This is a genomic window from Corynebacterium singulare (genome assembly GCF_000833575.1).
GTDB lineage: Bacteria > Actinomycetota > Actinomycetes > Mycobacteriales > Mycobacteriaceae > Corynebacterium > Corynebacterium singulare.
On sequence record NZ_CP010827.1, the window covers coordinates 1,877,411 to 1,890,970 of the forward strand.

Here is a 13,560-nt window from a genome sequence, read left to right on the forward strand (position 1 = left end):
CACACGACGTTTCCCTTTCGTTTACTTTCGTACTCTAACTTTCCCTAATGTGACTTCTCAGCTTTCGCCGCACACCCCTGCCTCTCAGGCCCACGTGGTCGTCAACGGCATCAAGCGTGAGTTCGCGGACAACACCGGCCTCCACGCCACCGACCTCGTCATCAACTCCGGCGAGTTCATTTCCATCCTCGGCCCCTCCGGGTGCGGAAAGTCCACGCTCCTGCGCTGCATCGCGGGCCTTGAAACCCCCGATACCGGTACCATCACCTTTTCCGGCACCGAGGTCTTCGGGCCTCACACCAATGTTCCGGTCAACAAGCGCAACCTCTCCATGGTCTTCCAAGACCTCGCGCTGTGGCCACACATGACGGTGGAGAAAAACATCGAATTCCCCCTCACCACCGCTGGCAACAAGGTATCCGCTGCCGAGCGTGCCGAACGCGTGCGCACCTGCATGGACATGGTTGGCATCACCCCGAAGGCTCAAGCCCGCCCCAACCAACTCTCTGGCGGCCAGCAGCAGCGCGTGGCCATCGCCCGTGCCCTCGTGTCCAACCCACAGCTACTGCTCATGGATGAGCCGCTCTCAGCGCTCGACGCCGCCCTGCGCGTCCAAATTCGAGCTGAACTCACCGCGCTCGCCCAAGACCTCGGCCTCACGGTTATCTACGTCACCCACGACCAGTCGGAAGCACTCGCAATGTCGGACCGGGTTGTGGTGATGAAAGACGGCGTCATCGAGCAGTTCGCTGACCCTGTCACTCTCTACGACTCCCCCGCCACGTCCTTCGTTGGTGGTTTCGTGGGCACCATGAATCGCCGCGACGGGCTTCCCGACGTCCGCCCCGAAAACCTCTCCGTCCTCGGCGCAGAGGAAGACATTGGGTCTTTCCCGCACCATGTGGACGGCACTGTCCGCACCGCCCAGTACATCGGCGGACGCTACGAACTGCACTGTGACGTCGAAGGCTCCGACGAGCCGTGGGTGGCCTACAGCCGCTCCCGAATCGAGCGCGGTTCGACGGTGCGCCTCGCGTACTAACCCCATCAGATTTTCTACCTCTAAGGATTCTCCATGGTCTACAAGAAACTCTCTCTCGCCCTAGCCGCCACTGCGGCGTCCGCTCTGGCCTTGACTGGCTGCGGTTCCGTTGACTCCGCCGAGTCCACCGATGCCTCCACCGACACCACCGGTTCCGAGGCATCCTCCGCTGAAGCTTGGGAGGCTCCAGAAGGCCTGTCCGGCGACCTGGACTACTACTCTGCAAACCCGCAGGGGCTTACCGACGCCCTCGTCGAAGCCTTCGAAGAGAAGACCGACGTCACCGTCAACGTCTTCGCTGACACCACCGGCAAGATCACCGCGAAGCTCAAGGCCGAGGAAGCTAACCCGCAGGCAGACGTGGTGTACCTGGCTTCCTGGTCCGCTGCATCCAAGCAGGACAAGGCTGGCGCTCTAGAGGAGTACACCCCGGAGGGCGCAGACAAGATCACTCCAAGTTGGGTTTCCAAGAACGGCACGTTCACCGGCCGCGACGGCTCGGCATTGGCCCTGGTAACCAACACCAACGTTGTTGACTCGGTCCCGCAAGACTGGGAGGACCTCGCTGACGAAAAGTACAAGGACCAGGTCATCATGCCGGATCCGCGTGAGTCCGGTACCGCCGCTGACCTCATCGCCGCCATGGTGTCCCAGTGGGGTGAGGACAAGACTTGGGAGCTCTTTGACAAGCTCTTCGACAACGGCATGATTGTCCAGGGCGCAAATGGCCCTGCTCTCGACCAGGTCACCTCCGGCTCTCGCGGCATCGTCATGGGAGGCGTGGACTACTCCGCCTACTCCGCTAAGTCCAAGGGCGAGCCGCTGGAGGTCGTCATCCCCTCCTCCGGCACCACCGTAACCCCGCGTCCGGTCATGATTCTCAAAACCACCGACAACAAGGAGGCCGCCGAAGCCTTCGTCGACTTCCTTTTCTCTGACGAGGCCCAGGAGATTTCCGCCTCCAAGAACATGATCCCGGCCAACACCGAAATCACCCCGAAGAACGGCCCGAAGCTGGATGAGATCACGACCCTGAACGAGGATCTCGACACCGTTGTGTCCACCTCTAAGGACGTCAAGGAAAAGTTTGCCCAGCGCTACCTGAAGTAGCCCCTGCTTTCTTACCACGGAGTAACCCCATCTCATGAGCACCACGACACGCACCCCGCAGCGCATTCTCGGTATTTATGCAGTACTCATCGTCCTGCTTGTGCTCGTCGCCGCACCGCTGGTCTCGGTGCTCATCAGTGCCGTGGTGGGCTACCGCGATGAGCCGTCCTCGCTCCACAAGATTGTGGAGCCAGGCATGGGAGAGGTGTTGCTCAACACGGTCATCCTCTCCTTGCTCGTGGTGGTCTTTTCTACCTTGTTTGCCGCACCCCTCGCGTTTCTGCGTGCATGGACACCTTTTTCTAAGGCGAACTGGATAGAAATCGCCATCATGATTCCGTTTATGACCCCGCCTTTTGCCGCAGCGATGGCCTGGATGGACTTCACCCGCCGCGGTGGAGTCGCCGAAATGCTCCTCGGGCATACCCTGGGCAAGCTCGCTCACGATGCCATTTACTCCGTGCCCGGCATGGCCTTCATTATGGCCTGCGAACTTTTCCCGTTCCTCTACCTCATTCTCCGCAACTGCCTGACCTCCATTCCTGCTTCGTCTCTGGAAATGGCGCAGGTGGCAGGCGCCAGCCGCTGGCAGCAGTTAAGCCGTATCATCATGCCGGCGGTGGTAGGCCCCTATTCGCTTGGCGCGCTGATTGTCTTCATCAAGGCCGCCGGCGAGTTCGGCACCCCAGTTACCTTGGGCTACGCTATCGGCTTCAAGGTGCTGGTCTCTTCCATCTACCAGGATGTCACCATTGACCCGCTCAGCTTTTCCGACGCTGCGGCTTCATCGTCAGTACTTTTCGCTCTAGGAGTGGCCGCATGGGCATTTCAGCAGTGGGTCTCGCGCCGCGACCTGACCGGTGGCGGCCGGGTGTCCCGCCAGGTGTCACTGCGTGTTGGCGCAGTGGGTAAGTCCATTGGTGGTCTGGTGACCTTCCTTATCTTCGCTTGCTCGGTACTTATCCCGTACATCTCCATCACCCTGGCTGCGATGACTATCCTGCGCTCTGCACCGCCCACACCGCAGAACCTCACCTTTGACTACTTTGCCATCGTTCTCCAGATGCCGTCTGCCCAGGAGGCGCTCCTGCGCTCTATTGCCCTCGGTGCGGTCGGGGCTACGACGGCCGTCGTCCTCGGCATTGCAGTCACGCTGCTCACTCAGCACACCAAGCGCCTCAGCGCCCGTGTCGCCGACTTCCTCGCCGTGGCTCCCGATACCGTTCCCGGCATAGTTCTCGCCATTGGCTTCATTCTCCTGTGGAACGCCCCGTGGCTGCCGTGGTCTCCGTATGGCACCATGGGCATCCTCGTCTTGGCCTTCACCGTGCTCTTCTTGCCGATGGCCGTGCAGAACATCAAGACCTCCGCCAGCGCAGTCTCTCCCACTGTGTACGAAGCCGCCGCAGTTTCAGGGGCAACAGCTTCCCACACGCTGCGCAGCATCACGCTCCCACTGCTCGCTCCCGGTATCTTCGCCGGATGGTTATTGGCGTTCTTCGTTGGTTTCCGGGAGCTTGTGATGTCGTCGCTTATCCGCCCGAGTCAGCTGAACCTCCTGGCACCGTGGATTATGAATCAGTTCGATCAAGGCCACCGCGCCGAGGCCATGGCAATGACCCTCATCGGTGTGGGCACCTCCACCGTGGTGCTCGTCCTCATCACGTGGTGGCAGGGGCGCAAAACTAGTGTCTAGCATTCTCATTTTTGCGGATCTCCACCTAGGCAAGCCCGGCGCGCCCGGCTTGCACTGGGCGCTGGACATGCTGGAGAACGCTACCGCGGACGCCTGCGTGTGCCTCGGTGACATCATCGACCGCGATGCCGACCCCGCAACCTACGTGCCCCAATCCTATGAGGTGTTGAGCCGCGCCGGCGAGCGCTTCAACGAGGTCCATTTCATTTCTGGCAACCACGATGTCCACCACGAGCTCACCTTCCCAGCGGCCGTCATGGTCCACCCAACTGAGGTGCATTCCTTCACCTGTGCTGGCGCTACCGTTGTTACGGCTGCAGTTGCTTCCGATCCGGATCCACGCATGCTCACTTTCCCGGCGCGCCAGCATCACGGCCCGCACCTCGGTCTTCTGCACTCGTCCGTGTCCGGTGAGTTTTCCAAGGGCTTGTGTCTGCCTATTACTCCTCAAGAACTGGAGGCGTGTGGATACGATGCCTGGGTTCTGGGGCACGTCCACTCCCCTCAAGTGCTCAACGAGGAACCGTTCATCGGCTGGGTCGGCATGGGTAGCGCTGTGCTTTACGACGTCCCCACTGCCACCCTCACCCGCCTGTAGCTTCTCCACCTGCACTAACACGCTCAGGAGAGAACTAGCTCTCACTTGTCCTTCGCGTGATCGATCTCTCACCATTCGGCATTTCCACTAGACCCCAGCCCCCACATGCATGCATCATGTATGCATGCAGAAAGACAGGGTGCCCGCCGCGGAACGGGCTTATGACCACCTCAAGCGCCGCATCATTGATGACGAGGTCGACGACTCGGAGATGCTTTCTGAAGCCGCCCTCGCCGCCGAACTAGGAATGAGCCGCACTCCGGTGCGTGAAGCCTTCCTCCGCCTAGAGGTCGAAGGTTTTCTGAAGCTCTACCCCAAACGCGGTGCGCTCGTGGTACCGATTAGTCCCCGTGAAATTCGCGAGGTCTACGAGGCCCGCCTGCTTGTCGACGAGCACTCTGCCCGCCATATCTGCACCCTCTCTGCCGAGGAACGCGGTCTCATCGCCGATGTCCTCGACGCCATCATCGAGGAGCAGCATGCCGCGCTCGATCAGGACGACTTGCGCGCATACGCCCAGCTCGACGCCAAATTCCACCAGACCATCATGGACAACGGCGGCAATCGCCTGCTGGCCAACTTGGGCCATACCCTGCGCGAGCGCCAGCAGCGTTTCACCGCGACGGCCGTGGGGCGCAGCGTGGAACGCGCCCGAGCGTTCGTAGCCCAACACGCCGTGCTTGCCGACGCCCTCCGCGCCGGCCACCTCGACACCTACCTCACCGAACTAGAATCCCACCTCAACTCTTCAAGGAAGCAACTGTGACTGTCTCCGCACATTCGCACCCAGATGTCGACGCACCGGACGCCGACTCGGACCAACCTACTGCCCCTGTCCAGTCCCCCGTACCCCTACATTCGCATGCCTGGTTTCCCGTCGCTGGCTCCATGGTGGCCGTGGCATGGGGCGGCAACGAGTTCACGCCCCTGCTGGTGATGTACCGCGAGGCCTCGCACTTCTCCCAGGTCACGGTCAATGGTCTGCTCGCGGCATACGTCATCGGTATTATTCCAGCATTGCTCATCGGCGGTCCGCTCTCTGACCTCATCGGCCGCCGTCCGATGTTGCTTCCAGCTGCCCCGCTCTCCCTCGCCGGTTCTTTCCTACTTTCCATCGCTCCCGAGGAGCCCCTCATCATCGCTCTGGGCCGAGTCCTGTGCGGCATGGCCTTGGGCTTAGTCATGGCGGTCGGTTCCACATGGATTACCGAACTCATTACCCGCGCCGGCGGTGATCCTGCCTCCGGTGCGCGCAAGGCGTCATTGTGCCTGACCGCAGGATTCCTTGTTGGTGCTGGCATTGCCTCGGTTCTGGCGCAGTGGGGTCCTTGGCCAACGCACACCGCCTATATCCTGCACATGCTCCTCACCGTGGTCACCGCCATCTGGATTCTCCATACCCCGGAGACCCGTCAGCCCAGCCACGGCACGGTCAAAACCACCATTCTGGATCTCACTGTTCGCGAGATGCTCGAGATGCTCCACGTGCCCACCGCCGCCCACAAGCGCTTCGTTCGCGTTGTCATCCCGGTAGCTCCGTGGGTCTTCGGCTGCGCTGGCGCTGCCTATGCCCTGCTTCCACAGCTGCTTTCGGACTCAGCTGGTGGCGCGCCTATTGCCTTCTCCGGCCTCATGACCGTCATCACCTTGGGCTGCGGCGTAGGCGTACAAATGCTAGGCAGTCTCGTGGATACCCATAAATCCGCTCGAGCCTCAGCCATCGCCATGGGCGTGATCACTATTGGTGCTATTCTTGGCGCCCTTGCTGCCCACTCGCTCTCCTTGCCGCTCGGCATCGCGGCGGCCGCGACCATGGGCGCTGGTTATGGCTTGGCTCTCGTCGCCGGCCTCTCCGAGGTACAGCGCATTGCAGGTGAGCGCGAGCTCGCCGGCCTGACCGCCGTGTACTATTCCATCTCCTACACCGGCTTTTTCATCCCCATGGCCTTCAGCGCCCTAGCTCCCTACATCGGGTTCACCAACCTATTCATCATCGGCAGCGCTCTCGCCCTAGTGTGCTTGGTCAATGTCATCCTGGCCTGGCGCGCGCACCTGCCAGGTGCTCGACGCTAACTCCGCACAGCACAAAGCTCCACTCTCCCCTTCCGGGAGGTGGAGCTTTTGTCTGCTTGTGATGGCTTTAGGCCTTGGCCGCCGTAGCGGTAACGCCCTTGAGAACGTCATGAACGGCCTGGCCAGCATCGGCAGTCAGTTCCTCCACAGTCACGGTGAAGTCCGTAGCGAGAACCTCCGCCGCGATGTGCTCGCGGTGACGCTGTGCCCACTCTTCCTTGTCTGCCGGAACCGAAAGAACCACCGAGATGCGGTCGGTGACCACGAAGTCCTCGGCCTTACGGGCATCCTGCAAGCCACGGATGACGTCAGCGGCCCAGCCCTCCGCCTCGAGTTCTTCGGTAACTTCGGTGTCCAGCACGACCAAACCGTCCACGCCGTCCACGCGCGCCGTAGACTCCGGGTTGGCGGCTTGGAGGCGCTCGGTGTACTCCTCCGGCGACAGACGAATATCGCCATCGACGACGACCTCGTCGCCCTCACGCTCATAATTGCCCGCCTTGAGGTTCTTGATGGCGCGCTGCACATCCTTGCCTAGGCGCGGGCCCGCAACCTTGGCGTTACAAACAACCTCGAAGGTGCCGACCTCATCAACATCATCAGTGAGCACGACGTCCTTAACGTTGACCTCATCGCGGATGATGTCCTTGAAGTCAGCCAAGCGAGCTGACTCCGGCATCGCCACCGTCAGCTTGGGCAACGGAAGACGGTTGCGCAGCTTGTTGGACTTGCGCACCGACGACGCTGCCGATGCCACCGCGCGGGTAGCGTCCATGGCAGCTACGAGAGCGTCGTCAGCCGGGTAGTCCTCCGCCTTCGGGTAGGACGCCAAGTGCACGGAACGCTCACCGGTCAGACCGCGGTAGATCACCTCAGCCACGTGCGGCAGCAGTGGCGCCACCACGCGGGTGACGGTCTCCAGCACCGTATAGAGAGTGTTGAAAGCCTCTTCATGGGTCTCCTCACCCTCCCAGAAACGATCACGGGAACGGCGCACGTACCAGTTAGTCAGCGCGTCAGCGAAGAGACGGACTTCCTCCGTGGCCGAGGCAATGTCGGTATTGGCCAGTGCGTCATTGGTGTTCTTCACCAAGTCATGCGTCTTGGCCAAGATGTAGCGATCGAGCACATTGGTTGAACTGACATCGAACGTCGCCTCCTGGGAGGCATAGAGCTGCAGGAAGGTGTAGGCGTTCCAGATCGGCAGGATAGCCTGGCGCACGCCTTCGCGAATGCCTTGCTCGGTCACGATGAGGTTACCGCCGCGCAGAATCGGCGAGGACATGAGGAACCAGCGCATCGCGTCCGAACCATCGCGGTCAAAGACCTCGTTGACGTTCGGATAGTTGCCCTTCGACTTCGACATCTTCAGGCCGTCATTACCCAGCACAATGCCGTGCGCAACAACCTTCTTGTACGCGGGGCGGTCAAACAACGCCGTCGACAGCGCATGCATGACGTAGAACCAACCACGGGTTTGACCGGAATACTCCACGATGAAATCCGACGGCGAGTGGGTCTCAAACCACTCCTTGTTCTCAAACGGGTAATGCTTCTGTGCAAACGGCATGGAGCCAGACTCAAACCAGCAGTCCAACACGTCTGGCACGCGGCGCATCATGGACTTGCCCGTCGGATCATCCGGGTTCGGGCGAGTCAGCTCATCAATGTGCGGGCGGTGCAAACTCGTCGGGCGCACACCGAAATCACGCTCCAGCTCATCCAGCGAGCCGTAGACATCCACGCGGGGGTACTCCGGGTTATCGGAGATCCACGCCGGAATCGGAGCACCCCAGTAGCGCGTGCGGGAGATGTTCCAATCACGGGCGCCTTCCAGCCACTTACCAAACTGACCATCGCGGATGTGCTCCGGAAGCCACTCAATCTCATTGTGGTTGAGCTCCACCATGCGGTCACGGAACTCCGTCACCTTCACGAACCAGGCCGGCAGCGCCATGTAGATCAGCGGCTCGCCCGAACGCCACGAGTGCGGGTAGGAGTGCTCGATGGTCACATGGCGCACCACGCGGCCAGCAGCCTTAAGGTCCTTGATGATGGCCTTGTTCGCATCGAAGACCAGCTGGCCCTCGTACGGCGGCACTTGAGAGGTGAACTTGCCATCCTCATCGACTGGGATGACCAGACCCACGCCATACTTCTGGCACGTCAGCATATCGTCCTCACCGAAGGCCGGAGCCTGGTGGACCACACCGGTACCGTCCTCCGTGGTGACGTAGTCCGCAAGAAGCAACTGGTAAGCGTTTTCTACGTCCGGGAAGAAATCAAAAATCGGCTGGTATTGGAAGCCCTCCAGCTCAGCACCGGTGAAGGTCTTAAGGATCTCAGCTTCACCAAGCTCCTTAGCCAACGTGCCCACCAGAGCTTCTGCCATGATGAACGTACGGCCAGCAAAGTCGCCCTCAGTAGCCTTGAACAGGACGTAGGTGACCTCTGGGTGAACTGCCAAAGCCAGGTTCGACGGCAAGGTCCAGGGAGTGGTGGTCCAGGCGAGGAAGGAGGCGTCGACAAGCTCGGCGTTATCCGTCAACGTCTTCTCCGCAGCACTGCCCTCGCGTGCGCCCGCCACCGGGAACGTCACGGTCAGGGTCGGGTCCTGGCGCATCTTGTACGAGTCATCCAGGCGCGTCTCCTGGTTCGACAGCGACGTGTGTTCAGCCCAGGAATACGGCAGAACCCTAAAGCCCTGGTAAATCAGGCCCTTGTCGTAGAGCTCCTTGAAAGCCCACATGACAGACTCCATGTAGTCCAGGTCCATGGTTTTATAGCCGTTTTCGAAATCCACCCAGCGGGCCTGGCGGTTGACGTACTCTTCCCACTCATCGGTGTATTCAAGGACGGACTTGGCGCAGTACTCGTTGAACTTCTCCAGACCCATCTCCTCGATCTGGGCCTTGTCGGTGATGCCGAGCTGCTTTTCTGCCTCTAGTTCCGCAGGCAGACCGTGCGTATCCCATCCGAAAACACGCGGCACATGGTTACCGGCCATGGTGCGGTAACGCGGGACAATGTCCTTGACGTAGCCAGTGAGCAGGTGGCCGTAGTGCGGCAGGCCGTTAGCAAACGGCGGGCCGTCGTAGAAGACGTACTCCGGGCAGCCTTCCGTCTGTTGGAGGCTGGCCTGGAAGGTGTCGTCCTGCTTCCAGTACTTCTGCACGATCTCTTCCATGACCGGGAACTTGCTCGTTCCACCGGTCATGTCAACCTTGGGGTATACGCTGCCGACCTGGCCGGCCTGTGTTTCTTCTGCGCTCATTAATTCATCCTTCACTACACGGTTGCTTGGTGCAGGGACGCCCAACGCCCGCGCCGGATTCGGCGCGGCACCGTTGCACGCGGTACCACCCTGCTTGACGCCGTGCTTGCCGATGCCGCGCCGCACACACCGTGCAACCCGTACCGGCGGGCACCACGCCCGCTTCGTTTCTAGTGAAGGATTTATACGGCTCCCCGACCGTTCGGTTCTACTGGGCAGCGCACCCGCGCCACTGTTCTTCCGAAATGCTCCCCCGGTGATTACCGGATCAACGCATACAAGTGGTCATTATAGCCACCCCGCCGCCGCCCTAGCAATGCTGTACGCAATGCCTTTACAACGGGCGTGCCGCTGGACTCTCTTTTTGCCCACCCGGGCGCGCCACCAGTCCGCCACCAGGTACCCGAGGCCGCCCACCGCGCAGACGACGGTGATGACCAGCGAGGCCATTGCCTCCGCTCAGGACGTAGGTGACAAAGGCGACGAAGGCAGCGAGCGCGCTCAACAAGGCTGCGAGCATCATGGTGGTCCACTCCTTCCGAAGGGGTTCGGCCGGCGCCTGCGGGGCTACCGTGGCAGTGGCCTGACAGGTCATGGAAAAGGACCCCAGCGGCGGTGCGGTTGCACTCGCTGCGGGGTCCTTCAACTCCCATTACAAGGGCAAACGCCCTTGTAATGGGCATCAGTTCTTGTGGTGGGCGGGCCCTACTTAGCCTCATTGCTCGGAGCAGTGGAGCCACGGGTAGCAAGCTATTCCAGCTGGGACTCGAGCATGGTCTTGAAACGGTTGCGGTACTCGTGCTCAAAGGTGCACAGCTCGGAAATGCGGGCCTCGAGAGCGGTCTACTGGTGCTTCACGGTGTTCAATGACACGTTGTGCTTCTTCTCAGCGTCAGACTGCAGAACAGCCGCCTTCTCCTGAGCCTGGCCGACTTGAGCCTCAGCGCGGGACGCAGCGTCGGTCTCGGTCTGCCTTGCCTTCGCCTCAGCGTCAACAACGAGCTTCTTGGAGCGGGTGTCTGCCTCGTGCAGCTGGGCGTCATACTTCTTCTGAGCGTCAGCCAGCTGAGCCTTGGAGCGTGCGTCAGCGTCGTTGATCTGCTTCTCAGCGGCGGTGCTGCGGTCCTCATGCAGCATGGACTCGGCCTTGGCCTCGTTGGTGAGGCGGTCTGCAATCTCCTGGGCCAAGCCCAAGACCTTGACGGCCTGCATCTGAGTGTCCGGGGTGGCAATAGCGCCGACTCCGGCACCATCAGCAGCTGCCGGCGCTGCTGGTGCGGCGGCCTTCTGCGGTTCGGATGCGCCCGACTTCTTTGTAGCCTCGAGTTCCTTGCGTGCAGCCTCCAGCTCAGCGGCGAGCTCTACCGAAACATCTCCACAGCCCAAGAGACCGCAGCAGCCTAGAGCAAACAGACCCTCGACTTAAACCGGTAACTAAAGTAGAAAGTTGTCCAAATTAGAAGCCATTGACCGCTACAAATCCGCCATCACAATCGCTCATTTTCAGCCTCAAGTTCAAGGAAACTGCGAAGGAATTTCAACTATGTACTAGCTCTATCAGCCGTTCGAGCAGACGTTGTGTGCGCATCCACAGAACTAGAAGCATCACAGTTCCTAGAATCCCCGCGATGGTAAGTCGCAACGGAGTTGTCGCGGATTCCGGCCACGCTGGAAAAGCGAATACCCATAGCATCGTTTGCGCGAGGACATCTCCGCCTACCAAGACGGAAAGAATGACCATAAACAACACCGCGGCAATAGCAGTTGCCGCGCCCGTGCGAAGCACGAGTTGAGTGGATATCAGGATGACAATGCCGCCCACGATGGCGAAAAGGACAAAACGTCGTCCTTCATCAGCGAAGGTTCCTCCGGCGAGAAGCCCTAATCCAGCGGCGATCGATGCCACCAAAGCTAGGTATGCAAGCATCCAGGTCAGCACCACCCGTGCGCTGTTCGCGTATTCGGTGAGCATGAGCGGCCACACCTTTTGCAGCCGCGGCCAAATGATTACCGGCATGAGGCCGGCACCAATCGGCAGCACGGCGTATGTGAATAGCCCATGCAAGATAGTCACCGGATAGAACATGGCAGCAACCACCATGACCAGCAGCGCAAGTGCCGTACAGCCGAGCAAAGCAGCGTTCATGACTGCTGGAGTTATCGCGGCGTAAGGACGAGGACGGCGCGCGTCGCTGCGAAGCGCAACAGCTGCTGCGGAGCCATAACTGCGGAGCGCAACGGCCGGACGCGGCACAGCCCTTTCCTTGAAGCGCTTCTTGACTTGAAGGGTTTGCTCTGGGGTGAGCAACGCCGCGCCAATGCCGATGAGGGCCAGCAACGCGCACAACCCTAGTGCCAACCACGGCTTCTCAGCGCGTAACGGTGAGTCCGGTTCCAGGGCAACCGCGTTTTGGTGGATTCCAGCAACAGGCAAAATCAGCCTCACCGGCCAAGCCATAGGCCAGGCCCACCAAAAGTCGCCTTCGACTACATTCCGGGATACACCGACCATCTGCCATAAAAGAAACACGATGACCGGCACGATCAGGTTTGTTAAACGCGCGAGAGCGGAGGCTAACCCTGCAATCCCCACAACGCCGATGAATGCCAGCATGCCAAGGTACAGCAGTCTCCCGCTGCCAATCCTGCCCATCAGCGCCGCAAACGCCCAAGCTCCGCCATAGTTCAAGAGGTGGAACGCGAACAGACTCAACAGTACGACAATCAGTCGGGCTGCGCGCTGACGCTGAGCGGAGGTATCTCGCCATAGCGTACCACCGAACCGCGCCTGCTTTTCACGGGATTCCGCGCTTGCCGCGAACAACGCTGCCACGGGAGCGGCAAGGCCAGTGAGATAAATCGCCTGCCAGTTGAGGATGGCCTCCACATTGGCGCGCGGGTCAACACTCACCTGCATGATAAGTATCAACGCTAAGAACGGCATCGCAATGAGCGGTAGCCACTGCAACGTCGAGTTACGAGCCCGCATTACTTCAGAGGAAAGGTAACCACTCATTTCGTCCTTCCTCCCATCGTCAGACGGAAGAATTCCTTCTCCAGGTCACCGTTTGGTGCCAGCTGCGGCAGTGGGCCGGTGTAGCGGATTTCTCCCTCCGCCAACACCGTAGCGTCGTCTGCAAGATGGACAACTTCACCTAGCTGATGGGAACTGACTAGTACCGTGCGCCCATTTTTCGCCCAGTCTCGCAGCAGTTCACGCAGCTCAGCGATGCCCTGCGGATCAAGCCCGTTTTGAGGCTCGTCAAGAACGAGAATTTCTGGGTCCCCGAGGATTGCCTGGGCAAGAGCCAAGCGCGCCTTCATGCCGGTCGAGAAGCTGCTTGCCCGCTTACGACCGGTATCCGCAATACCTGCGACATCGAGCGCTCGATCCGCTTCAGAATCCGGTAATCCAAGCAAACGGGTGTGGACGAGCAAGTTCGCTCGGGCGCTCAAGTGACCATAAAAGGCAGGCCCGTTGACGGATGCGCCGATTCTTTTCAGGTGAGCCCTACTCCATGGCGTGCCATCAACGAGCACGCGGCCTGAATCCGCCGGAAGAAGTCCCAGCAGAATAGAAATGAGAGTAGACTTGCCTGCTCCATTGCGTCCTAGCAGGGCGTGCACGCGGCCCGGATGAATCTGGAAAGTGACGTCTCTGAGAACCTGTTGTGGGCCAAAGTTCTTGGCGACGTGTTCAAAGCTGATTGTCGGTGTACGAGTCATGTGACTCATCATGGTTAGAAGACAGCACTAATACATCAGCC

Annotated in this window: 10 protein-coding genes and 1 pseudogene; 6 read left to right on the forward strand and 5 right to left on the reverse strand. The window is 60.4% G+C overall.

Annotated elements, in window-relative coordinates; genetic code table 11:
* Positions 1-49 precede the first annotated feature (49 nt).
* From CSING_RS08750 to CSING_RS08775, 6 genes are all read left to right on the forward strand, one after another.
* Complete coding sequence (locus tag CSING_RS08750; RefSeq protein WP_042533327.1) at positions 50-1,042, forward strand: ABC transporter ATP-binding protein; 993 nt, start codon at positions 50-52, stop codon at positions 1,040-1,042.
* A 33-nt stretch (positions 1,043-1,075) separates the two neighbouring features.
* Positions 1,076-2,152, forward strand: a complete 1,077-nt coding sequence (locus CSING_RS08755; RefSeq protein ID WP_042531522.1) for an ABC transporter substrate-binding protein — start codon at positions 1,076-1,078, stop codon at positions 2,150-2,152.
* 34 nt (positions 2,153-2,186) lie between these two features.
* Positions 2,187-3,848, forward strand: coding sequence for an ABC transporter permease (locus tag CSING_RS08760; protein ID WP_042531524.1), 1,662 nt, complete (start codon positions 2,187-2,189; stop codon positions 3,846-3,848).
* Entirely contained in the window at positions 3,841-4,446 is a 606-nt protein-coding gene (locus tag CSING_RS08765; RefSeq protein ID WP_236683947.1) for a metallophosphoesterase family protein, read from the forward strand. Before CSING_RS08760 ends, CSING_RS08765 begins: the two co-directional genes overlap by 8 nt.
* Before the next feature lie 124 nt (positions 4,447-4,570).
* Positions 4,571-5,212 carry a GntR family transcriptional regulator gene (locus CSING_RS08770; RefSeq protein WP_042531526.1) on the forward strand — a complete coding sequence of 214 codons (642 nt, stop codon included), beginning with the start codon at positions 4,571-4,573 and terminating at the stop codon, positions 5,210-5,212.
* Between the two features lie 122 nt (positions 5,213-5,334).
* Entirely contained in the window at positions 5,335-6,519 is a 1,185-nt protein-coding gene (locus CSING_RS08775) for an MFS transporter (protein WP_042533331.1), read from the forward strand.
* Between the two features lie 67 nt (positions 6,520-6,586).
* On the opposite strand, the gene ileS is transcribed toward CSING_RS08775, so the two are convergent.
* From ileS to CSING_RS08795, 5 genes and pseudogenes are all read right to left on the reverse strand, one after another.
* The gene (gene ileS / locus CSING_RS08780) at positions 6,587-9,793 is read right to left on the reverse strand and encodes an isoleucine--tRNA ligase (protein ID WP_042531528.1); all 3,207 of its coding nucleotides are present in this window, start codon (positions 9,791-9,793) and stop codon (positions 6,587-6,589) included.
* Between the two features lie 334 nt (positions 9,794-10,127).
* Positions 10,128-10,388 carry a hypothetical protein gene (locus tag CSING_RS13620; RefSeq protein WP_144403129.1) on the reverse strand — a complete coding sequence of 87 codons (261 nt, stop codon included), beginning with the start codon at positions 10,386-10,388 and terminating at the stop codon, positions 10,128-10,130.
* A gap of 155 nt (positions 10,389-10,543) precedes the next feature.
* Positions 10,544-11,143: pseudogene (locus tag CSING_RS08785) on the reverse strand (DivIVA domain-containing protein); the annotation flags it as partial.
* 187 nt (positions 11,144-11,330) lie between these two features.
* Positions 11,331-12,809 (reverse strand): ABC-2 family transporter permease, encoded by a 1,479-nt coding sequence (locus tag CSING_RS08790; protein ID WP_052471403.1) that lies wholly within the window; start codon positions 12,807-12,809, stop codon positions 11,331-11,333.
* Positions 12,806-13,519, reverse strand: a complete 714-nt coding sequence (locus tag CSING_RS08795; RefSeq protein WP_042531529.1) for an ATP-binding cassette domain-containing protein — start codon at positions 13,517-13,519, stop codon at positions 12,806-12,808. Before CSING_RS08795 ends, CSING_RS08790 begins: the two co-directional genes overlap by 4 nt.
* Positions 13,520-13,560: the final 41 nt, after the last annotated feature.

What these genes read in the sequence shown, in the direction of transcription:
- CSING_RS08755 (WP_042531522.1), top strand. Translation starts at nt 1,076, where the DNA reads ATGGTCTACAAGAAACTCTCTCTCGCCCTAGCCGCCACTGCGGCGTCC.
- CSING_RS08760 (WP_042531524.1), top strand. Translation starts at nt 2,187, where the DNA reads ATGAGCACCACGACACGCACCCCGCAGCGCATTCTCGGTATTTATGCA.
- CSING_RS08770 (WP_042531526.1), top strand. Translation starts at nt 4,571, where the DNA reads ATGCAGAAAGACAGGGTGCCCGCCGCGGAACGGGCTTATGACCACCTC.
- CSING_RS08775 (WP_042533331.1), top strand. Translation starts at nt 5,335, where the DNA reads ATGGTGGCCGTGGCATGGGGCGGCAACGAGTTCACGCCCCTGCTGGTG.
- ileS (WP_042531528.1), bottom strand. Translation starts at nt 9,793, where the DNA reads ATGAGCGCAGAAGAAACACAGGCCGGCCAGGTCGGCAGCGTATACCCC.
- CSING_RS13620 (WP_144403129.1), bottom strand. Translation starts at nt 10,388, where the DNA reads ATGACCTGTCAGGCCACTGCCACGGTAGCCCCGCAGGCGCCGGCCGAA.
- CSING_RS08790 (WP_052471403.1), bottom strand. Translation starts at nt 12,809, where the DNA reads ATGAGTGGTTACCTTTCCTCTGAAGTAATGCGGGCTCGTAACTCGACG.
- CSING_RS08795 (WP_042531529.1), bottom strand. Translation starts at nt 13,519, where the DNA reads ATGACTCGTACACCGACAATCAGCTTTGAACACGTCGCCAAGAACTTT.